Consider the following 22,170-nt stretch of genomic DNA (forward strand, 5'->3'; position numbering starts at 1 on the left):
TGAGCGACCTCGCGACGGCGCCCGCAGGCGCAGGGGGCGACCGCCGCGCGGAGCTGCTACGACGCTTCCGGGAGCTCGTGGCGGCCCATGGCCGCGAGCATCGGCCCGTGGCGTTCTACGCGCAGCGTCTGGGCGTCGCGGCGGCCCAGCTCGCGCGTATCTGCCGCGAGGCGCTCGCGCAGTCGCCCACGGCCGTCGTCAACGAGCATCTGATTCGCGAGGCGCAGCGCGAACTCGCGTATTCGGCGCTGAGCGTAAAGCAGATCGCGCACGCGATGGGCTTCGAGGACAGCGCCTATTTCAGCCGCTATTTCCGCAAGCAGACCGGCCTCACGCCGGTGGCGTTCCGCGCGGCCGCGCACCGTCAATGGACCCAGGAGGCTTGAGATGAACGACGAGACGCAGATTCGCGATCTGATCGCGCGCTGGCACGCCGCAACGGCCGCCGGCGACATCGACACCTTGCGCACGCTGATGGCCGGCGACGTCGTGTTCCTCGTCGCCGGTCAGCCGCCCATGCGCGGTCGTGAGGCATTCGCCGATGCGCTCGCGGCGCTGCTCGTCACGCACAGCATTGCGTCGTCGGGCGAGATCCGCGAGCTGGTGGTGGAGGGCGGTCTCGCGTACTGCTGGAACGCGCTCGAGGTGCGCGTGACGCCGCGCGCGGGCGGCGCAACGATGCGCCGTGCAGGCAACGTGCTCTCGATTTATCGACGTGAAGCGGGCAGTTGGGTGCTCGCGCGCGACGCCAATCTGCTCGCGCTTCAGACCGACGCATAGGCTTGTTCACGCTCGCTTGCTGCACCAGAACGGCGGCCGACAGGCGAGCGCCGCGCTGCGCGTCCGTTATTTTTCAGCGCATCGCGCATCCTTGATTCGCCGTCATTTTCTCGACTTATACTCAGCTCGCCACTCCCATCTTCCCCACGGCGGCGACTATGAAACGTATGACCGTCCGGCAATCGCCGGTGCATGGCAAAGGCGTTTTCGCACTGCGCGCGTTGCGGGCCGGCGAGCGCATCTTCGAATACAAGGGCAAGGTGACGACGTGGCGCGAGGCCACGCGCTGGAACGCGCGTCGCGACGAGTCGGGGCACACGTTCCTGTTCGGACTCTCCGATGGACGCGTGATCGACGGCGGCCGCGGCGGCAACGGCGCGCGCTGGCTCAATCACGCATGCGCCGCGAATTGCGAAGCGATCGAGGACGATGGACGCGTCTTCATCGAAGCCGTCCGCGACATCGCGCCCGGCGAGGAACTGTTCATCGACTATGCGCTGGTGATCGAGCAATGCGAGGCCGACGAAGCGCAGCGCCAGTATGCGTGCCGATGCGGGTCGTCGTTGTGCCGGGGAACGATGCTGGGCGTGCTGGTCAACGCTGCCATAACGACGCCACAGCCGGTGGCCGCTGCCTTCTGAGCAGGGTAATTTAATCAGGAATCCGATTAAATTACCGGCGATCAAAGCGCGTTTTCGAACTTGTGCGACTACGCGGATTGGCGCGCCGGCTCCCGTCTGATTTATCCACAGATTTTGTTGAAAACTCTGTGGACACGCCTTGGGACGAATCGACTAAGCGACTGATTTTGCAACTAATTCGTTGATGGCGCGACGCCCTGTTTCGGGGCGAACACACAATGAGCAATCCGGCCCGAAATCGGCGATTTCAGGCCCTCGCGGCGCGCGATATCCGCCGCTTACGCCGCGCTCTGCTTGAGCTTGCCGTACACGAACTGGCCGAAATACCACGACAAATCCGAGTGATTCAGGATATTGGCATCGGACAGCGCGCCGGCCTCGAGCTTCAGACGACGCAGCATGAGCTTGCCCGCCTGCGAAGCGATGTAGAGGCGCACGAGCTCCTTGCGCGTCTTGTCGTCGGCCGATTCGAAGTGCTCGCGGCCGCGCTGCACCTCGTCGTTGCGGCGCGTGCGCGCCTCTTCGTCGCGCGTGGCGATGCTCTGCTTCACGGCCGCGCCCGCCTCGGCCTTGGCGGCTTCCTTCGCCGCCTCCTTCGCCGTTTCCGCCGTGGCGATCTCGCTCTGGATCGCGACCATCTTGCGCTCGGCCTCGGACACCTGCCAGTTGTGGCTCAGCGCCTTCATCAGATAGCCGGCCGGGCTCTTGGTGACCTTGCCCTGGTTCAGACGGAAGCGCGTGTACTCGATCGCCTGCTGGATGCGCTCGTCGTTCCAGCTCATGCGATGCTCGGCGATCACGTCGAACTGCTTGTTGCTCAGGCCGAACTCTTCCTTGAGCGTGAGCAGCAGGTCGTGCGCGTTCGGCTGCCGCGTGAGCATGGCCGCGACCGTATCCTTGCGCTTCAGCCGGAAGCGGATCTTGTTGATCTTGCGCGAGCTTTCGCCGTCCGCGCGCGTCTCGTAGCTGATGTCGAGGTCGGACAGCTCATTGATCTGCTTGACCGCCGGATCGAGATACTTCGGCCGGAAATGCTTGAACTCCGACGCGCTCGAACCGAGCTTGCCCGGCCAGCGCCGCATGACGTCGAGCTCGATCCAGTCGGTGAGGCCCGCCGTCACGAAGGGCTGAATGTAGTCGTAGATCGCGCGCGCGAAAGTCTGCGAAAACGCCGCCGTGATGCAGAGGTTCAGCCAGTGATGCTTTTCCGGACCGGTGATGTGACGCAGCATCAGCGGGGGAATGCGGAACTGGATGCGCCCCTTGCCGATCTTGACGCTACCCATCAGTTGCTCGGACACCCACTGATCGTCTTCGGTCGGCGCGCGGTCGGGCGGCGTATCGGTCACCTCGATCAGCACGCGCTGCGCCTCCTTGATCACGCTCTGCAGGTGGCGCACGTTGCGGCTCTCGTAACGCATGAGCCACTTGAAGTAGTTCAGGTCGACGTCGTAGGTCTCGTGCGCAATCGGTTCCTGGGCCGCGATGAAATACGCGGCGTCGATGAAACGCCGCGACGACAGGCCGAGCCCGTTGATCGCTACAAAAACGTTATTGCGCTGAAAGCCGATTTCCCGCGTGCTCTCACTGATGGGCTGTCCGGACATTTCCTCAAACAGCCCCAGCGACATTTGCTGGGTCGTCGTCCTTCGACCGATGTCCTCCGACATTCGCGTGCTCTCTCCGTCGATATTGGCCGCGACTCTATCACTCCCCAAACACAAGTCAACACAATAAACGTTACCCGATGCTGGGTGTGGATTAGGGTCCGGCACAAAAACCGTACCTTGCTGCACATAGAACGCGACATCCCTTGCACAAAAAACGGCAACCCATTGCACATAAATCGCTGCCTCTTGCACATAGACCGATGCTTTTGGAAGGCAAGTGATTGATTGTCAACGATTCGGAGGCCGCTGTTAGTGGGTTTGTGGGTTTTCTATCTTTAAGTAAACAAACCAACCCGGTACTGCAAAAGACGCTTCGCGCAAATTTCGACGCAGATTGCCTTGCAACACGGAGGCGAATTTCTGCGAGACAGGCAGATTTTCCGGGCGTTTGGAGCGAGGAATGCGGGTGAGGAGCGTCTGTCCGGATGATCCACCGAGTAATTCAGGTGCACAAGCCTTCATCAAAGGCAACGTTTTGTGTGCGTCCCCTGATCTATGAGGTGACGTTTTTTGTGCGCAGCGGTTTTTGGGCGTCGCTGAGTCCGATGAGTGCCTCCGAAATTGCTTCGAGGTAACGATTTTTGTGCGTCGAGATGTCGTGACGCTGACGGTTACGTTTTCTGTGCAGAGCTCAGGGGAACATCCAGAGGGTAACGTTTAATGTGCAGCCGCCTCGAAAAGATCCGGGCAGAGCCTCGTCCTTCGAAGGTGGGCGTCAAATGGCACTTGGGTAACGGTTTTTGTGCGTTCGTGGCTGCTGAGAACGGTGGTCCACGAAGCTACGCAGCACACGCGACGCCACAGAAATACAATTTGGCAGAACTGCGGCGAGAAGGTGACGTTTTTTGTGCGATGTGCGAGCGACTGTGGCCGCAAAGGCTTATGGCATCTAGAGGTCGCGGCGCAGAGGTAACGGAATTTGTGCGAAACCCGGAGGCGCTACGATCGATCGCGGGTTAGCTGCACAAAATCCGTTACCGCAGATCGGCTGCACAAAGTGATGAATCCGCGATTCGGAGTAAGTGCACAAAAATCGTGACCTCTGTGCGAAGTGCCGAAAGGGATGTCAGATTAGCGCCGGAAATTGGAACGCAATCGAAGGCCCCCGGGCTAAATCACCTGACATTCAACTGACGATTTGCTGAAGAATTAAGCAGACCGCCGAAAAACCTCTTAAACGCCCCGTGGTGGGCTTGAGCGCCCGGCGAAGGCCTGAGCCTTGACCAGGGTCCCGGAAGCCCTCAAAAGACTAATAAAAAGGTCGTTTTTTTAAAATACTGGCCTCAATCAGTGTGTTCTGAAACGCTTTTCCTGTATTCTACGCTTTATCCAAATTCCGATAAAAAGCGTATTAATGGCAAAGACTATCGAATTCCCATCAATTGATCGGCGCGTCGACCTTTCGACGGTTACGCAATTCGCGGAGGAAGCCGGTCATCTGTCAGAAGAGCTTCGGGAAATGATGCTGGCGCCGAAGCCGCGCAAGGCAGCGCCCACGTTTACGTCGGCGCAGGTCGCCGAGATGTGCGGCATCGACCGCATCAAGCTGAATAACCTGCTCGCCACGCGCGAAGGTTTGCCGCAGGGCGAGGCGCAAGGTTCGGGCCGCAGCCGGGTGTTTACCTTGCCTGATGCGCGCACCTGGGTCCAGCAGGTTTCGGATATTTATCAGACGCCGCTGCACACCGGCGTGCGCGACGCGGACGGCAAGGTGCTGCTCGTCGCCAACTTCAAGGGCGGCTCGACCAAGACCACGACCACGATGTGCCTGGCGCAAGGTCTGACGCTGCGCGGCCGGCGCGTGCTGCTGATCGACCTCGATCCGCAGGCGTCGCTCACGGAATTGTGCGGCCTTTACGCGGAAAAAGAGGTGACGGAAGACAGCACGGTCCTGCCGTATATCTACGATCCGCACATGGAAGGCGGTCTGCTCAATTTCGTGCAGCCGACTTACTGGGATGGCCTCGATGTCATTCCGGCGCACCCCACGCTGTTCTCGGCGGAATTTCATATTCCGGGCACCGTGATCAAGAACCCGGGCTTCAAATTCTGGGACCTTCTGCGTCAAGGGGTCGAGGCGCTGCGCCAGCACTACGACTACATCATTCTCGATACGGCGCCGTCGCTGTCGTATCTGACGATCAACGCACTGATGGCCGCCGACGCGATGGTCATGCCGCTGGTGCCCGAGAGCCTCGATTTCATCAGCTCGGTGTCGTTCTGGAGTCTGTTCTCCGACCTCGCTCACACGATCATGGAGCGTGGCGACGAAAAGACCTACGACTTCGTCTCGGTGCTGCTGTCGAAGGTGGATTACGGCAAGACGTCGTCGGCGCCGGTCGTGCGCTCCTGGGTGCAGCGCACCTATAAGGATTGGCTGAGCGCGATCGAAGTGCCGGCAAGTTCGGCGATGAGTAACGGTGCGCTCGCCATGGCGACAGTATTCGACATCAGCAAGGGCGATCTCGCCGACAAGACGGTTGCACGCGTGCGCCAGCCGCTCACCGATTACGTGCGCTGGATCGACGATCTTTACGTAGAACAATGGAGGGCCGGCAAGTGAGTTCATTCCGCGACAAGATGGCGGCGAAGACGGCCGAGCTCGGTTCGACGGCAGAGCGTCAGACGACCACCGAGCGTCCCGCGGCTCCGCCGCCCGAGCCGCGCCGCAGCAGTGCGTTTAAGACCGGCCCCGGGATGCTTGGCGCGCTTGCGGTTGCGCAGCAGCGTATTCAGGAACTGGAGACCAAAAGCGACAAGCTCATGCTGCCGGTGAACGCGATCCAGCCGAACCCGTGGCAGCCGCGCAAGATTTTCAGCGACGAAGGCCTGGCTTCGCTGGCTGAATCGATTCGCGAAGTCGGCCTCGTCGAGCCGGTTGTCGTGCGTCGCTCGGATAGCGGCTATCAGCTGATCGCAGGTGAGCGACGTCTGCGCGCGCATGTGCTGCTGCACGAGGAAGAGATCCGCGCGTCGGTGATCGACTGCTCGGATCAGGATATGGCAGTGCTGGCGCTCGTTGAGAACGTCGGCCGCGAAGATCTGACTGACTACGAAATCGCCCAGTCGCTGCGTCGCGCCGAGCACGAATTCCCGACGCGTACGCGTATGGCAGAAGCGCTGGGTATGTCGCGCAAGGGACTGTATCGATTCCTCGCGTTCGAAAGCCTGCCGGATTTCGTACGCCGTGACCTCGATTTGAACCCGCGTCTGCTGGGTGGGTCCGCTGCGGATGAGATTGTGTCGGCGATCAAGAAGCACGGCGCGGCAGGGCTAGCTTCGGCTCGTGAGCTTTGGCCCGCAGTGGTGGCCGGGACGCTGGATCAGGGCAAGCTGGCCGCGGCGATTGGTGCTCAGTCGAACCGGACCGTGGATGAACGCAGCGTGTCGGAACGCAGCATCGAGAAGATTTTCTCGGGCAAGAGTCACGCGGGCAGCATTACGAAAGATACGAATAGCTTCACGGTGAAGCTGAAAACCGGCGTGCTGTCCGACGCGCAGGAGACGCAGATTCGCGAACTCATCAGCCAGTTGTTTAATGTGAAGCCCGGCTGAAGGCTCGTTGGTAGGAAGTTTGCTGAGATTGAAAGCCCGCATATGCGGGCTTTTTTTATTGCTGTCGGGAAGGGGATAGGTGTGTCGAGTCGACACAGGGTTTGGCGGTGGAAGTGGTTGGGTTGGTTGGCTGCGTTGAATTTGTGTCGACTCGACACAGCGCGAGAAGTGCACGGGACGATGTGCTGTGTGGAGGTTTTTTGCTGGCGACGGTGTTCTGGTTCTCGTCGGGAGGAAACTGGTTATTGGTGGTTGGCCTGTCTCGATGTGTCGAGTTGACACGCTAGAGCCTTTCGCTAGCAGAGCAATATGAAGCCCCATACTCGATTGAAGTGGGCGGGGAAGCTGGCAGGCGCAAGGTTCCTGGACGTGTGTCGAGTCGACACAGCACAACCAGTCGTGCGCATCTCGTTGGTCAGAGCGGAGACGGAACCGGAATTCAGCCGGCCAGGTGATGTTGTGTCGACTCGACACGCGGTGTGAGATCTAGGCGAATTGGCCGAGCGTGAGAGCTGCCGACGATACCCTCGTGATTATCGTTAAGCCACGGTGTTTTTCAGGCGGGCCTGTCTTAACCATATGTGTCGAGTCGACACACGTCGGGGATTCGTTACACCCACCGGGCCGATGATCGGACAAGCAGATAGAGCAGGGCACCGCAGGCGGAGCGGCTAGCTGCCGCGAAGTAGGAGAGTGTGTCGAGTCGACACACGAAGTGCCCCCACCCTGAAGAAGAACCTCGCGGATGTTCAGTTGGTTTCGGCAGGTACTGGTTGTCGTCGAGGTCACAGGCTGAGAGCGGGCGGCAGGTGTGTCGACTCGACACAAGATCGACTTAGGCGATGCGCGCACGGCGAGAAGCATCGGCTCCAGCCGCTCGACTTCGCAACAGAGATGCAGCGGCGTGTGTCGAGTCGACACACGCCAGAGACACTTGAGTCAGCCGAGTGAAAGGCTTTCGATTCCTGCCGGACGATGGTCCGACAATCTGCAGTCGGAAGCTTCACGCACCCTCACTTTCGACTCGACACACTGTTTCGTGATGGGTCATGTGGCTCCGGCCGGCACAACTTGGCAAGCCGACTGCAAACATTCGATCAAGCGCGGTCAACACGAGGGAAGTTGATTGTGTCGACTCGACACACGGCCTGCGTCGGCTGTTCGCTCGTGCGGACACAGGCTGCGCGGAGCAATCGCCGAGCGCGAATTTGCGACGTCCTTTCGCTGATGGCGTATGGGTGATCCGCAACTCGCGTCGATCGCTAAGCGCTTCAGCCTGTGTCGAGGCGACACAACTTCGGCCGCCTATGGCCAGTCATTACCTTGATGATTTTTCTATCAGTGTGTCGAGTCGACACACCGAACACGTCCGATTTGCGCGCGTCGCAGAGATCATTTGCTCACCACGATAGCGGCGTGAGTTGTTTATCGGGGTGCGAGCTGTGCGAGTCGGAGACTCAACGGGACTAGGGCGCAGTGTGTCGACTCGACATATTGTTGCTTCTAGCGCTTAGTCAGCACCGTCGCAGCAGGACAGACCTGACCCGCGCAGCCGAATGACCTGGTCTTTGCGTCGACGAATGGTACGTACGACGCTGTGTCGACTCGACACAAGTCAGCCATTCCCAGTTGGAAAACACCCTCCTTCCAACGACCGTCGTCGCAGCGCCGCACCCGCCATCACTCTCCAAACTGAAATCGGTATTCGGCAGCTGAACACTAGAACCGACCCAAGTTCGATGTGTCGACTCGACACACGATCCCTTGTTGAATGCACTGAGCCCGCGCGGGAAGGTTGCAGCATCTGCCGCACACATTCTGCGCGTTGCCGAATAACGGGCCGCGCATGTGTCGACTCAATACGCGGTACGCAGGGCACGGTGCAATGTCAGTTCACACACTCGACTGGACAACCAAGATGATCACTTCAGCGAGTCCGCTGGCCGAATATCAAAGGGGAGGGCGATTCAAATCGAACTACCTCATTGTCGGCTGCGTTCGATGCAGCACGCCATCTGTACGACGCCGCAGCAACGGAGCACCAACCTGACGAAGACGGCCGTCATCACCTGATCGGTGGGTGCCGGGCGCAACAAGATCGCACGAGCGTCGTTGGGTCACCTCGTCGTTCATCGGCGAACAGTATGTCAATCGACCTATTTGCTGTTTGCCCGCCGATCACTACCTGCGTCTGCACTGATGATCCATTGCAGACGACGACCATCAAGCACGAGCTGTGCATCGCGATTGGAATCCGGCGGGAATCCTGAGAACTTTACGCAGGCCAGTATCGCCACTCGCATATCAATCAAGCTAAGCCAGTTAATAATGCAACTAACGGTCTATTTAAATAAAAAACAACCCGCAATTCCGCTCAAATTCCGCGATCGAAGCCCGCTAAAACCTCAAGCAGACCCGCCGCGAGCCCCTCCGCACCACCCCGCGTGAAACATTCTCAAAAAATTCGCCAACCCGCCAAATCCCGCGCCAGGCATACGATTCAGCGATATGACTACGGGTTCAACCCCCAATGTTCCACGGATGGGCGAACTTTCGGACCCTAAAACTACCGTCCCCGAAGCACTTTAAACCCGCAAAAGCTAAAACGAGGCCAATACGTATCAATCACTACGTATTCGGTAATTATCAAAATCAAATTAGCGTGCTGCGGAGCTAAAACCCCATCAAATCCGCACCCGCACCACGCCCATCCCGCATTTAACCACCGATTTCCCGCGCCTTCACCATCACACTCGCGCGCGCAAAGTTCCCGGCGCCCAGATGATGAAGCGTATGCAGGTCGGTGTTGCTGTCGTCGAAGATCCAATGTCCGTTATTGAACACCCGCGGATCCGCCGCCGCCGACACCACCTCGCAGAAACACGTGTCGTAAGCATCCTCGGTGTGCTTCTCGGGAATCAGCCGGCACTCCATCCACGCCGCGCAGCCTTTTTCGAGCAGCGGCAATCCGAGCACCGGTCCCGTCACGGCATCGATGCCGAAGCGTTCGAACTTGTCCGCGTCGCGTCCGCTAATCGTGCCGACCGCAAAAGTCAGATCCATCGCCGCGAAGCCCGGCACGCACACACCGAACGTGCCGCTCGCATGAACGAGTTCGCGCGTGAACGTTTTTTTGTCGATGACCACGGCGAGACGCGGCGGCGTGAATTCGACCGGCATCGACCAGGCGGCTGCCATGATGTTGCGACGCTTTCCGTCGGAACTCGTGACGAGCACCGTCGGGCCGTGATTGATCAGGCGGCTCGCGTGCTCGAGCCTGACGGGCTGAAACGCGGGTTGAAGAGAAGAGAGGGAAGTCATCGTGCTGTCTGTCCGCATCGAGTCGAGATTCGACGGACTGTACAACAGATGAAAAAACCGTGCGGCGCGCGCTGAGCTCAAACGCGCGCGGTAGACATCAGCCGACCGTTTCCGGATCTGGCGACGAAGAGGCTGCGATGTGTCGCCGCATCAGGCTGCTCGCATAGCCGCGCGACTGCATCTCGGCGAGGCGACTCGTCGTGCGCGACACATCGTGCGCGCCGTCGAAGCCGTCGAGCGCCGCGCGAATCGGCCGGTCGGACGCGATGAACAGCGAGTGCTTGCGATCGTAGAGAATGTCGACAAGCCAGACGAATCGCTGCAGCACATCGCCGCGCTTGAGCAGCGACGTGTCGAGTCCATCCAGAATCAGACCCTGCCAGCGTTCCGCGAGGGCAAGATAATCGAGGTGCGAACGGTGCGTGCCGCACAGCGCGTCGAAATCGGCCCACACCAGTTGCTTGCCCGCGGCCGTGACGGCGAGCGGCCGTCCCGCGACCTCGATGGTCGCCGGATGCACCGCGCCTTGCGCCTCGTAGTCGCGATAGATCGACCATAACGCTTCGCGCGTGCCGTCGAGCGGCGCGAAGTAGCGCTGTTCCGAGGCTTGCGCGCCGAGTTCGCGATAATCGCGCGCGCCGTCGAAGGCGATCACCTTGAAGTGCCGCGCGATCAACGCGATGGTCGGCTCGAAGCGCGCGTGAAACTCGGGATCGGGCAGCAGATTGTCGGGGCTGTAATTCGAGGTCAGCACGATGCGCGTGCCCTGTTCGAGCGCCGTTTCGAGAAAGCGCCCGATCAGAAAGGCATCGGCGATATCGTGGACGTGAAATTCATCGAAGTAGAGCAGATCGACGCCTTCGAGCCACGCGCGCGACACGTCGCCAAGACGATCGTCGCTGCGCGGCGCCTGCACGAGCCGGCGATTCACTTCGCGCGTGAACTCGTGAAAATGAATGCGCCGTTTCGGGCATGGCGCGAGCGCGAACACCGTATCGACGATCAGGCTCTTGCCGCGTCCCGGCAGCCCGTGACAGTACACGCCTTGCGTGCCTTCGCGATTGATCATCGCCAGCAACGCGTCGATCGCGAGACGCTGACTGTCGTCCGCATTGATACCTTTGGCAGCGAGTGCGCGGATGACGGCGGACGGATCGAGCATGCGGATAAAAACGGGAAGGGCTTCGGAAAACGCGCGCGGCGCACGACGCGCAATCGCGCGCGGCACTCACGACACAACCGCGCCAGTTTAACAGGCGAGCAGACTGACGCGCCGCCTCGCGGGCAGTCGTTCGCGCCCCGTTGCACTTGCTTTGCAGGTGCGTCGTGCGTGCGCAGTGTGTAACTCGACGCGTCAGTTCACGCCCGTCGCATAGCGTCGGCAATGCTCCAGATAGCCCGCTTCGTGACTGCTCGCGAGTTGCACGACGCTGTTCCAGAGCCAAAGCGGCGCGTCGATCGTCTTCGAGCGATTGCGCCGCAACTCCGCTAGCCACGCGCGTCGCGAAGGCGGGTCCATCTGTCGCGCGTGCGCTTTACCGACGACCGCCGCGAGATAGAAGGCGACCGCGCGCGCGTCGTCCTTGTCGAGTTCGTCGATTTCGAGCTTGAGATCTTGCGGCAGCAATTCGCGGATCACCACCGCGCGATCGAGCATGCGCGCGGCCCGCATGCGCTCGCCGAGAAACGGTGAAAGATGACGCGCGCCTTCGACGACGCGCTCGGCGTTGTCGCGCGGCATCGACGCGTCTTCATAACGCGGCGCGGCCGCTTTCACGCCTTCCTTGATGTCCATGAGACACAGGTCGTCGCCTTCGACCACGCCGCCATCGACGTCGAGCAACACCGCGTAGCGCAGTCGTCCGAGCGAGCTGCAACCCTTCACCCAGTACGCGGCGTCGAGCACTTCGACTTCGCCCGCGTCGTTGCGCCCGCGCAGTCCCGTGGGCAAACTGGCGATCGCTTCGTCGCGGAAAATCTCCGCGATCGCTTTGCTTTCGGCGCGCGTGAGCGGCCAGAAGCGCTTGCCGAACGGGATCGTCGGCTTGAGATCTTCGATGCGTTCCTGCGCGAGATGTTTCCACGATCGACGCACGGCGAGCTTCATCGCGAGATGAACCGGTTCGGGACGATCCGGAAGTTTCGGATTCCTGTGTTTTGTCGCGAACTCCGCTTCATAACCGGCAGCAAGCGCTTCCATCATGTGCACGATCGTCAGACCCGAGAGCGATGAGCCGCGCGCCGCCGTCGCCAGCGAAAGGCCGAGACGAATCAGATCGTGCGCCGGATTGCCGATCACGGTCTGATCGAGATCGCGAATATGCACTTCGACCTTGCCGTCCTGATTCGCGACCGGACCGAGATTGCCGGTATGGCAGTCGCCGCAGATCCAGATCGCCGGGCCGTGCGGCAGCGAACTGCCGTTGGACTCGTTGATCCATTCATAAAATTGCGCGGTGTTGCCGCGTACGTACGCATGCGGTGAGCGCGCCATTTTCAGGCGTCGCTGTTCAGTCAGGATTGCCTGGCGTTCGGACGATTTTGGAAAGCGAGCGGACTGTTTGGCGTGACTGGCTTGCCGGGTGCGTTTGTTCGACTTTTTTTCATGGGCCATGATGCGTCCTCGTTCGCGCGGGTGAAGATGCTCGGGATTGCCGCGTTCATTGTGCGCGCATGCTCAGCAAACGGCGTGCCGCGTGACATTACGAATTGAAAGGCTGTAGTGAACGAATCGCGACGACGCGCGACCGTTCCGCGCGCGCGTCGTCACAAAACTTAAAAGCGGCTTCGCTATGCTTCAGCGTTGCCTTACCGCCGCTTACCGGCGATAGGGGCATCGCTCGGGCCGCTCCTCGAGCCGTTGTTGTACCTCTCTCTGGTTGGAGACTTCGATGACGGTCGATATCGCGCCGGTGCGCCCGCTATGGCGGAGCGCGCCGCGCAAACGTTTGAGCTTGCCCGGAGCGCGCATGTCTTTGCGCGCGTGCGTCGTGACGTTCGTCTGTGCGATCACCGCCTGCGCGTTCAGCGCATGCAGCGATCGCGGGGGTGACGCACGCGCGTCACTCACGTCGAGCGCCGCGCGCGAACTGGCCGACGTGCAGCCTTCCGCACAACAAGCACAACAAGCACAACAAGCGCAGCCATCTCAGCAGCCGCTCGCCGCCACATTCGCGCCCGCGTCCGATTCCACCGCATCGAATTCCACCGATAACGCCAGCAGCGCCGCCGCGTTGCCGGCGAACACCGTGCGTTCGCCCGCGCAGCCTTCCGCGAACGACGGCGCGCAAAGCGCGCAGAACGAACCACTCGCCACACCCGAGATTCACACCGCCGATTGACGCCCCCGGCCGCGCGACGTTTGCCGCTTGCCGGACGAACCGGCGTCGGCGCATCGCGCGCGCTTTCTCAACCTGAAGATGGAAACCAGAACATGACTTCGAGAAGCCGCCGTGACTTTCTCCGCACCGCCGCGATGAGCGCCGGTTCGGCCACCGCCCTGACGATGCTGCCGCAAGGCATCCGCAACGCGCTCGCGATTCCCGCGAACAATCGCACGGGCAGCATCAAGGATGTCGAGCACATCGTGATTCTCATGCAGGAGAACCGTTCGTTCGACCATTACTTCGGAACGCTGCGCGGCGTGCGCGGATTCGGCGACACGCGCGCCATCACGCTGCCCAACGGCAAGCCGGTGTGGAATCAGCCGCTCGCGGCGGGGATCGGCGAAGTGCTGCCGTTCCATCCGACCGCGGCCAATCTCGGCCTGCAGTTCCTCCAGGATCTGCCGCACGACTGGCCCACCACGCACGCCGCGTGGAACGGCGGCCGCTACGATCAGTGGGTGCCGTCGAAGGGCACGACGACGATGGCGTATCTCACGCGCGACGATATTCCGTTCCACTATCAACTGGCCGACGCCTTCACGATCTGCGACGCCTATCACTGCTCGACGTTGACCTCGACGGACCCGAACCGCTACTACATGTGGACGGGCTGGGTGGGCAACGACGGCAGCGGCGGCGGCCCGGTGGTCGACAACGCCGAAGCGGGTTACGGCTGGTCGACGTATCCGGAAGTGCTGCAAAACGCGGGCATTTCGTGGAAGATCTATCAGGACGTGGGCGAGGGCCTCGACGCGAAGGGCTCGTGGGGCTGGACCGGCGACAACCCGTATATCGGCAATTACGGCGACAACTCGCTGCTGTACTTCACGCAATACCAGAACGCGCAGCCGGGCAATCCGCTCTATGACCGCGCGCGCACGGGCACGAACGTGCTCGCGGGCGGCGGCTATTTCGACGTGCTCAAGCAGGACGTGGCGAACAACACGCTGCCCCAGGTTTCGTGGATCGTCGCGCCCGAAGCCTATTCGGAGCATCCGAACTGGCCCGCGAATTACGGTGCGTGGTACGTGGATCAGGTGCTGCAGATTCTCACGTCGAATCCCGATCTCTGGAGCAAGACCGTGCTGCTCGTGAACTACGACGAGAACGACGGCTTCTTCGATCACCTTGCGCCGCCGTTCCCGCCTGCGTCGAGCGCGAACGGTTTGTCGACAGTCGACACGACCAACGAAATTTTCCCGGGCAGCAGCAAATACGCGTCGGGGCCGTACGGTCTCGGACCGCGCGTGCCGATGCTGGTCGTCTCGCCGTGGTCGCGCGGCGGCTGGGTGTGCTCTGAAACCTTCGATCACACCTCGGTGATTCGCTTCATCGAAAAACGCTTCGGAGTCCATCACGATTTGCGTGAGGCGAATATCACGCCGTGGCGTCGCGCCGTATGCGGCGACCTGACCGCCGCGTTCGACTTCGCCACGCCGAATGCCGCGCTGCCTACGCTGCCTTCGACCACCGGCTATGCGCCGCCGGACCAGAACCGTCACCCCGATTACGTGCCGCTGCCGCCGGCCGTCGGCGCGCTGCCGAAGCAGGAATCCGGCGTGCGTCACGCGCGCGCGCTGCCGTACGAACTGTTCGTGCGTTTCAACGCGAACGTCTCGACGGGCACGGCGGCCGCGCACTTCATCAACACGGGTCGCGCGGGCGCTGTGTTCCTGCTCTACACGGCGGGCAGTCTCGATGCGCCGCGCACCTACACGGTGGAAGCGGGCAAGCGCCTCGAAGACAAGCTCACGATTGGCCTGACCGGCGCCTACGATTTCACCGTGCATGGTCCGAACGGCTTCCTGCGCCGCTTCGCGGGCAAGCAGGTGCAGACGGGCTGGTTCGGCAGCGACGTGGCGCGTCCGGAAGTGGCGGAAGGTTACGACGTGGCGAACGGCAATCTGCAACTGCGTCTGGAAAACACGGGCCACGCGCGCTGCCAGTTCACAATCGTCAACGCGTATGACCCGAGCACGAAGATCCAGCACACGGTGCGCGGCGGCGATACGGAGCAACTCTATCTCGACCTGCGCAACGCGTACGGCTGGTACGACCTGACCATCACCGTCGATAGCGACGCGACGTTCGTGCGTCGCATTGCGGGCCACGTGGAAACGGGTCGTCCGAGCTATAGCGATCCGGCGCTCGGCGCGTAAGGACTGTCGATCGCGTTTGCGTGCGTGCGTCGATCAGCCGACGCACGCGCTCAAGGATGAGAAGCCACGGTGTCGCCCGCGCGGCGCGCCGTGGCTTTTTTTACGGGTTCAGACGTCGCGCTGAACCTGTTCTTCCAGCAAGCCGAGCAAGCGTTTGGCCGACTCGCTCATCTGCCGCGCCGCGCGATGCACGATGCCGATGTCGCGATGAAACACGTGATGGCCGAGATCGAGCGCGCGCACTTTCGCGGGCCACTTGCGGTACGTGGCCGTTTGCGGCACGAGCGCCACGCCTACGCCATTCTCGGCGAGCTTGACGATGGCTTCGAGTTCGTCGAGTTCGCAGATCTCGCGCACGTTCAACTGCATGCGCCGCAAGAAGCGATCGACCTGACGTCCGCCGAACGACGCGCGGTCATAGCGGATATACGGTTGCGTCGCGATCAGCTCCATCCAGTCGTTGCCCTTGACGGCACGCGGCACGATCAGCACGAACGGTTCGCGTCGCAGCGAGGTCCAGCGCAAATCGCTCTGCAGCGCGAAGGGCGGACGAATGATGGCGGCGAGATCGGCTTCGCCAGCATCGACGAGATTGATGAGTTCCATCGACAAACCGGGAATCACGCGCGTGCGCGCGCCGGGACATTGCCGGTAGAACGCGGCGAGCGCGTCGGGCAACAGCGCGCGCTGCACCGAAGCGATTGCGCCGATCGTCACGCGCATCTCGACGGCTGGGTCGACGGTGACGGCGCTCAGATTGCCGTAGAGACGGATCACTTCCTGCGCCTGCACGAGCAGTTGTTCGCCGCGCGCGTTCAGGCGCGCATGGCGGCCGTCGCGTTCGAAAAGTGCGAAACCCAGCTCGGCTTCGAGCCGCTGCATCTGCGCGCTGACGGCGGCCTGCGTGAGACCGATGCGCTTGCCCGCCGCGGCGAACGTGCCTTCGCGCGCGACGGCGATCAACGTTTTCAGCTCACGGATCATTCACAAATTTCCTTTATGTATTCGAAAATTATATATTGATTTTTTTGAGCCAAACCCGTGCGTATGATGAGGCGATTTCCCCACGACACTATCCCCGCAAACCGGAGCGCGTCATGAGTCTTTCCCCCTTTCATCTGGCGATTCCCGTCTACGATCTGGCCGCCGCGCGCGACTTCTACGGCCGCGTGTTCGGTCTCGCGGAAGGCCGTTCGAGCGACGCCTGGGTCGACTTCGACTTCTTCGGTCATCAACTCGTGATTCACGAGCATCCGAAAACGGCGTCGCAGGAAAGCGCGCACACGAATCCCGTCGATGGCCACGACGTGCCGGTGCCGCACTTCGGCGTGGTGCTCGAATGGACGCAGTGGGAAGCGCTCGCGGAGCGTCTGCGCGCTTTCGGCACGGTGTTCGTGATCGAACCGTATATCCGCTTCCAGGGCCAGGTGGGCGAGCAGGCCACGATGTTTCTGTTCGACCCGTGCGGCAACGCGCTCGAATTCAAGGCGTTCAAGGATATCGGCCAACTGTTTGCAAAGTGACGTTGGCTAAATAACATTGGCCGAATGCAGGCGCACGAAAACAGTGCGCCCTGCATGCAAAACATAAATAGTGTTTCGATATAAACATATCGAAATAGAATAATTCTCAGCGGTACATATCGTCGCTACGCTTGCAGCCATATTGCACGCGAGGGCCTATGTCCGCTTCTGTCTCCGCTTCCACGTCGTTCCTGCTGCGCCGGCGTCTGCTCGGCGCGTGCGCCGCTGCACCGCTCGCGGCGCTCGGCTTTGCGACGGCGCCGCGCCGCGCTGTTGCCGCCGATCTTTCGTCGGTTACGCTCATGCTCGGCGATCAGGCGGGCGGTTTGCGCGCGCTCGTCGAAGCGGCGAAAGGGCTCGACGGCGCGCCGTATCGTTATCGTTGGGCGAATTTCCAGGGCGCGGCGCCGCTGTTCGAAGCGCAGCGCGCAAACGCCGTCGATATCGCGCCTGCGGGCGACTTGCCGGTGCTCGCGGCGGCCACGGGCGATCCGTCACTGCGCATCGTGGCGACGCGCGTTGGCTCGCCCACGCAACTCGGCCTGCTCGTGCCGCAGGATTCGCCGATCCGCACCGTCGCGCAGTTGAAGGGACGCACGATTGCGGTGTCGTCGGCGCGCGGCAGCATTTCCGAATTCCAGCTCTACGGCGCGCTCGCCGAAGCGGGCCTGTCGCGCCGCGACGTGAATGTGCGCTACATCCTGCCCGTCGATGCGTTCGCCGCATTCGCCTCGGGCGCGCTCGACGTGTGGGCGACCTTCGATCCGTACTACGGCATCGCGGTGTCGCGCGGCGCGCGCGTGCTGCGCGACGGCACGGGCATCAACAGCGGCCTGAATTTCATCACCGCGTCGGGCGCGGCGCACGCCGACCCGCTCAAGCGCGCCGCCATCGCCGATGTGCTCGTGCGTATCCAGCACGCAGGGCAGTGGGCGCTCGCGAATCCGCAAGCCTACGCGCGCGTCTACGGCACGCTCACGCGCACGCCCGATACGGCGGCGCTCACCATCACGCAGCGCTCCGCGCTCAGGCTGCGCTTCGTGACGGGCGACGATGTCACGACGCTGCAGCGTGTCGCCGATAAAGCCGTGGACGACGGCATTCTGCCGCGCCGCATCGATGTGCGAGCCGTGTCCGATACGCAGATCGGCGCGGCCTGAATTCCGCAACGGAGGACGATCGATCATGACTTCTCGCGCAGCACGAACGTTGACGCTGCCACCGGCGCAACAGACGCAACAAGCCGCGACAGCGCGTGCGCCATCACCGACCACGCGCGCTGGCCGGACAGGTTGGACCGCCTGGGCGGCATCGCTCGCATGGCTCGGCGCGGCGGCCGTCACGCGCGCCTGGCCGAGCCTCGACGACTGGCCGCACACCGATGCGCTGCTCGCAATCGAACTCGCGCTGGCCGTCGTCGCCTTTCTGCTCGCCTGGCGCGGCCGTCGCGCGGGCGTCGCACCTGCGATCGCGCCGTGGCTGCTGGCGCTCGCGTTCGGCATCAGCGCGTGGGAGATCGTCACAGCGAAGCTCGAAATCCTGCCGCGTCCGTTCTTCGCGCCGCCGCAAGCGCTGATCGCCGTGTTCTTCGACGATTACGCGCGGCTTTTATCGAGCGTTGCACATTCGTTCGGATTGCTATCTTTTGGTTATCTGATCGGCGCGGCGACCGGTTTCGTCGTCGGCGTAAGCATCGGCTGGTCGCGCGCAGTGGGCTACTGGCTACATCCGGTGCTGCGCCTTATCGGCCCGTTGCCCGCAACGGCATGGCTGCCGCTCGCGTTCTTCTTCTTTCCGTCGAGCTTCAGCGCAAGCGTATTTCTGATCGCGCTCGCCACGGCGTTTCCGGTGGCGGTGCTTACGTGGTCGGGCGTCGCGAGCGTGAATGCCGCGTTCTACGACGTCGCGCGCACGCTCGGCGCGCGGCCCGCGTTCCTGATCGTGCGCGTCGCGATTCCGGCCGCGTTGCCGTCGGTGTTCGTCGGCCTGTTCATGGGCTTGGGCGCGTCGTTTTCCGTGCTCATCGTCGCCGAGATGATGGGCGTGAAAGCGGGGCTCGGCTGGTATCTGCAATGGGCCCAGGGCTGGGCCGCCTATTCGAACATGTACGCGGGCTTGCTCGTGATGGCGCTGATGTGCTCGGGCCTCATCACGCTGCTCTTTCGCGTGCGCGACCGCCTGCTCGGCTGGCAAAAAGGACTGCTCAAATGGTAGCCGCGACGCTTGCATTGCAACCCGAAGACCTCGCGCCGTACGATGCGCATGACCCAACGCCGGAGGATACGCCCATCGGCGCGCGCATCGACGTGCGCAACGTCACGCAAGGTTTCGCGCTGCGCGGGGAAACGCTGCCCGTGCTCGAAGACGTGAGCCTCACGGTCGAGCCGGGCGAGTTCGTCGCGCTGCTCGGGCCGAGCGGTTGCGGAAAGTCGACCTTGCTGCGCCTCGTCGCGGGCCTCGATGCGCCGCTGAGCGGCACGCTGCACGCGAACGGCGCACCGATTGCCGGTCCCGATCCATCGCGCGTGCTCGTGTTTCAAGACCCGACGTTGTTTCCGTGGCGTACGGTGCGTGAGAACGTCGGGCTCGGACCGCAGGCGCAGCGCGCGCGGCGCGGCTGGTTCGCACGCCGCGCGACGTCCGCGCACGGCGACGCCGAGACGCGTATCGACGCCGCGCTCGAACTCGTCGGCCTCAAGGGTTTCGAGCAGGCGTATCCGCATCAGCTCTCGGGCGGCATGGCGCAGCGCGCGGCGCTCGCGCGTGCGCTCGTCAACGATCCGGCGCTGCTCGCGCTCGACGAACCGTTCGGCAAGCTCGATTCGCTCACGCGTATGCGCATGCAGTCGGAACTCGTCGCGCTATGGCAGCGCACGCGTGTTTCGGTGCTGCTCGTCACGCACGACGTGGAAGAAGCGCTCGTGATGGCGAACCGCGTGGTGGTGTTCAGCGCGCGGCCCGCGCGCATCGTCGCGCAGGTGCAGAACGACGCGCCGTATCCGCGCCATCGCGACGATCCGAAGATCGTCGAATTGCGGCGTGACGTGCTCGCGCAACTCGGTCTCGATGCGTGAGCGTATTGTGATTAATCAGAATGCCTAAATAAATGCGGTAGCGAGAAACCATGACCCCGACCGACCAACACGCCACACCCGATCAGCCCATTCAACCCGCACGGCGCACGTGGCTGCGCAACACCGCATTCGCAACCGGCGCGGCCGCGCTCGGCGGACTCGCCTTCGGTCTGCCCGCGTCCCGCGCGCACGCCGACGAGAACGCCAAACACCTCAAGCTCTCGTGGAACGCGGGCGCGATCTGCACCGCGCCCGTGCCGGTGGCCGCGACGCAAGGCTTTTTCCGCAAGCACGGCCTCGACGTCGAACTCGTGAACTTCGCAGGCTCGACCGATCAACTGCTCGAAGCGATCGCCACGGGCAAATCGGATGCAGGCGTCGGCATGGCGCTACGCTGGATCAAACCGCTCGAACAGGGTTTCGACGTGAAGCTCACGGCGGGCATTCATGGCGGCTGCATGCGTCTGCTTGCGACGAAACAGTCGGGCATCGTCGATCTCGCCGGGCTCAAGGGCCGCGCCGTGGGCGTAAGCGACATGGCGAGTCCGGCGAAGAACTTCTTTGCGATCACGCTCAAGAAGATCGGCATCGATCCGGACAGCGACGTGCGCTGGCGTCAGTACCCGGCCAACCTGCTCGGCGAGGCGCTGAAAAAGGGCGAGGTGCAGGCGATCGCGGACGGCGACCCGACCATCTGGACGCTGCGCGAATCGGATCATCTGTACGAGGTGTCGAACAATCTATGCGGCGAGTACGCGAATCGCGTCTGCTGCGTGCTGGGCGTGCGCGGCACGCTCGTGCGTCGCGATCGCGCGACGGCGCAGGCGCTCACGGCGGCGCTGCTGGAAGCGACGCAATGGACCGCCGATCATCCGGCGGAGGCGGCGAAGGTGTTTTCGGCTTACGCGCCGAACGCCGATGTGAACCAGCTCACCGCCATGCTCAAGAGCCACACGGACGGTCATCATCCGGTGGGCGCGGCGTTCAGGAAGGAAATCGCGCTGTACGCCGACGATCTCAAGACCGTGGGCGTCGTGAACGCGAGCACCGATTCGAATCAGTTCGCGTCGCGCGTGTTCGCGGACGTGCTCGCGTAGCGGCGCAAACAGCGAAGCGTTCGGCACGCGCCGAACGCCTGCGTCGGACCGGTCAGACTTGCGCGATGAAGTTGCGCACGTAGGTGTTGAAGAGGTCGGGATGCGTGCCGTTCATACCGTGCGTCGCGCCCTTCATGGTCACGCGCTGCGCGAACTCGATCCATTCTTCGAGCGCTTCCACGTTGTTGCGGAACATCAGCGGGCTGCGCTGGCCGTCGATCAGCAGCGTGCGGCACTTGATGTCGGCGGCGGGGCGGCGCGTGTAGGCGGGCAGCGGATCGTCGAGCTGCTTGGGCAGCGTCGTGGCGTTGGCGATCGCCATCTCGCGGAACGCGTGCGGGCTCTTGCGCCACGCGCCCGGCATGCTCACGGAGTCGACGAACAGTTCGAGACCTTCTTCGAGCAGACCGTCTTCGATGAGGTTCGCGGCGCGCGTGCGCAGCGCGTTGGTCGCCGGCGGCAGCACGTCTTCGTCGTCTTCGAGACGGCGCAGCGGGCCGCCCGGATCGGCGAGCACGAGCGTGCGCACGAGGCGCGGATAACGGCGCGCGAGATGATAGGCAATCGAGCCGCCGCGCGAATGGCCAACGACGTGAACCGATTCGAGCCCCAGCGCCTCGATGAAGTCAGCCAGTTCGTGCAGATGGCTTTCCCAGCCGAAATCGCCCTGAATGCAGGCGTCGGCGGCCGGCCAGTAATGGCTCAGGCTCGGCGAGATGCAGCGGAAATCGTCCGCGAGTCCGTCCAGTTGAGGCGCCCAGTAGCGGTAGTCGCACAGCGAGCCGTGCACGAACAGGAGCGGTTCGCCTTCCCCGCGTTCGAGATACGGCAGGACGACACCCGAATGCAGCGTGGCGAACGACAGGTCGGGCGGGGCAAGAAGGGACGGATCGATGCGTTGGTTCACGGAGATGTACTCCAGTCGCGGAGATGACACTTTGCCGCAGGTCAACGCTTAAGGGAA

The 22,170-nt window shown here is 62.5% G+C and carries 19 protein-coding genes; 11 read left to right on the forward strand and 8 right to left on the reverse strand.

From position 1 onward, the window contains the following. From G3N97_RS17255 to G3N97_RS17265, 3 genes are all read left to right on the forward strand, one after another. Positions 1-386: AraC family transcriptional regulator (locus G3N97_RS17255; protein WP_205994346.1), on the forward strand; the 386-nt coding region annotated here is incomplete at its 5' end. Between the two features lies 1 nt (position 387). Next, a complete protein-coding gene (locus G3N97_RS17260) occupies positions 388-780 on the forward strand; it encodes an SgcJ/EcaC family oxidoreductase (RefSeq protein ID WP_205994347.1) in 393 nt (130 codons plus the stop codon). Between the two features lie 158 nt (positions 781-938). After that, a complete protein-coding gene (locus G3N97_RS17265; RefSeq protein WP_205994348.1) occupies positions 939-1,421 on the forward strand; it encodes an SET domain-containing protein-lysine N-methyltransferase in 483 nt (160 codons plus the stop codon). Positions 1,422-1,699: 278 nt separating this feature from the next. Here the strand turns inward: G3N97_RS17265 and G3N97_RS17270 are convergent, their stop codons facing one another. Continuing rightward, complete coding sequence (locus tag G3N97_RS17270) at positions 1,700-3,028, reverse strand: replication initiation protein (RefSeq protein ID WP_241030643.1); 1,329 nt, start codon at positions 3,026-3,028, stop codon at positions 1,700-1,702. 1,417 nt (positions 3,029-4,445) lie between these two features. Between G3N97_RS17270 and G3N97_RS17275 the strand changes: the two genes are divergently transcribed. Beyond that, positions 4,446-5,654 (forward strand): AAA family ATPase, encoded by a 1,209-nt coding sequence (locus G3N97_RS17275; RefSeq protein ID WP_205994350.1) that lies wholly within the window; start codon positions 4,446-4,448, stop codon positions 5,652-5,654. Beyond that, positions 5,651-6,646 carry a ParB/RepB/Spo0J family partition protein gene (locus G3N97_RS17280; protein WP_205994351.1) on the forward strand — a complete coding sequence of 332 codons (996 nt, stop codon included), beginning with the start codon at positions 5,651-5,653 and terminating at the stop codon, positions 6,644-6,646. Before G3N97_RS17275 ends, G3N97_RS17280 begins: the two co-directional genes overlap by 4 nt. A gap of 2,718 nt (positions 6,647-9,364) precedes the next feature. Here G3N97_RS17280 and G3N97_RS17285 read toward each other — a convergent pair. The 5 genes from G3N97_RS17285 to G3N97_RS17305 form a co-directional block, all read right to left on the reverse strand. Continuing rightward, complete coding sequence (locus tag G3N97_RS17285; protein ID WP_205994352.1) at positions 9,365-9,967, reverse strand: flavin reductase family protein; 603 nt, start codon at positions 9,965-9,967, stop codon at positions 9,365-9,367. Between the two features lie 97 nt (positions 9,968-10,064). After that, on the reverse strand, positions 10,065-11,129 hold the full coding sequence (gene zapE, locus G3N97_RS17290) for a cell division protein ZapE (protein WP_205994353.1): 1,065 nt from the start codon (positions 11,127-11,129) through the stop codon (positions 10,065-10,067). Between the two features lie 192 nt (positions 11,130-11,321). Continuing rightward, positions 11,322-12,581, reverse strand: coding sequence for a DUF2252 family protein (locus G3N97_RS17295; RefSeq protein ID WP_205994354.1), 1,260 nt, complete (start codon positions 12,579-12,581; stop codon positions 11,322-11,324). Positions 12,582-12,785: 204 nt separating this feature from the next. Next, positions 12,786-13,037, reverse strand: a complete 252-nt coding sequence (locus G3N97_RS17300) for a hypothetical protein (RefSeq protein WP_205994355.1) — start codon at positions 13,035-13,037, stop codon at positions 12,786-12,788. 78 nt (positions 13,038-13,115) lie between these two features. Beyond that, entirely contained in the window at positions 13,116-13,283 is a 168-nt protein-coding gene (locus G3N97_RS17305) for a hypothetical protein (RefSeq protein ID WP_205994356.1), read from the reverse strand. A gap of 117 nt (positions 13,284-13,400) precedes the next feature. On the opposite strand from G3N97_RS17305, the gene G3N97_RS17310 reads away from it, so the two are divergent. Continuing rightward, positions 13,401-15,512, forward strand: a complete 2,112-nt coding sequence (locus tag G3N97_RS17310) for a phospholipase C, phosphocholine-specific (RefSeq protein ID WP_205994357.1) — start codon at positions 13,401-13,403, stop codon at positions 15,510-15,512. A 108-nt stretch (positions 15,513-15,620) separates the two neighbouring features. Here G3N97_RS17310 and G3N97_RS17315 read toward each other — a convergent pair whose 3' ends face one another. Next, positions 15,621-16,496 (reverse strand): LysR family transcriptional regulator, encoded by an 876-nt coding sequence (locus G3N97_RS17315; protein ID WP_205994358.1) that lies wholly within the window; start codon positions 16,494-16,496, stop codon positions 15,621-15,623. Positions 16,497-16,609: 113 nt separating this feature from the next. Here G3N97_RS17315 and G3N97_RS17320 point away from each other — a divergent pair, with 113 nt between their 5' ends. The 5 genes from G3N97_RS17320 (at position 16,610) to G3N97_RS17340 (ending at position 21,206) form a co-directional block, all read left to right on the forward strand. Further along, the gene (locus G3N97_RS17320; RefSeq protein WP_205994359.1) at positions 16,610-17,035 is read left to right on the forward strand and encodes a VOC family protein; all 426 of its coding nucleotides are present in this window, start codon (positions 16,610-16,612) and stop codon (positions 17,033-17,035) included. 158 nt (positions 17,036-17,193) lie between these two features. Next, the gene (locus G3N97_RS17325) at positions 17,194-18,195 is read left to right on the forward strand and encodes an ABC transporter substrate-binding protein (RefSeq protein ID WP_205994360.1); all 1,002 of its coding nucleotides are present in this window, start codon (positions 17,194-17,196) and stop codon (positions 18,193-18,195) included. Between the two features lie 25 nt (positions 18,196-18,220). Beyond that, entirely contained in the window at positions 18,221-19,249 is a 1,029-nt protein-coding gene (locus G3N97_RS17330; protein WP_205994361.1) for an ABC transporter permease subunit, read from the forward strand. Then, positions 19,243-20,109: an ABC transporter ATP-binding protein gene (locus G3N97_RS17335; RefSeq protein WP_205994362.1), complete on the forward strand. Its 867-nt coding sequence runs from the start codon at positions 19,243-19,245 to the stop codon at positions 20,107-20,109. The genes G3N97_RS17330 and G3N97_RS17335 overlap by 7 nt, the downstream gene beginning before the upstream one ends. A gap of 50 nt (positions 20,110-20,159) precedes the next feature. Continuing rightward, entirely contained in the window at positions 20,160-21,206 is a 1,047-nt protein-coding gene (locus G3N97_RS17340; protein ID WP_205994363.1) for an ABC transporter substrate-binding protein, read from the forward strand. Positions 21,207-21,258: 52 nt separating this feature from the next. Here the strand turns inward: G3N97_RS17340 and G3N97_RS17345 are convergent, their stop codons facing one another. After that, complete coding sequence (locus G3N97_RS17345) at positions 21,259-22,113, reverse strand: alpha/beta hydrolase (RefSeq protein ID WP_205994364.1); 855 nt, start codon at positions 22,111-22,113, stop codon at positions 21,259-21,261. Positions 22,114-22,170 lie beyond the last annotated feature (57 nt).

It is taken from the genome of Paraburkholderia sp. Ac-20347, from assembly GCF_017104805.1.
Lineage (GTDB): Bacteria > Pseudomonadota > Gammaproteobacteria > Burkholderiales > Burkholderiaceae > Paraburkholderia > Paraburkholderia tropica.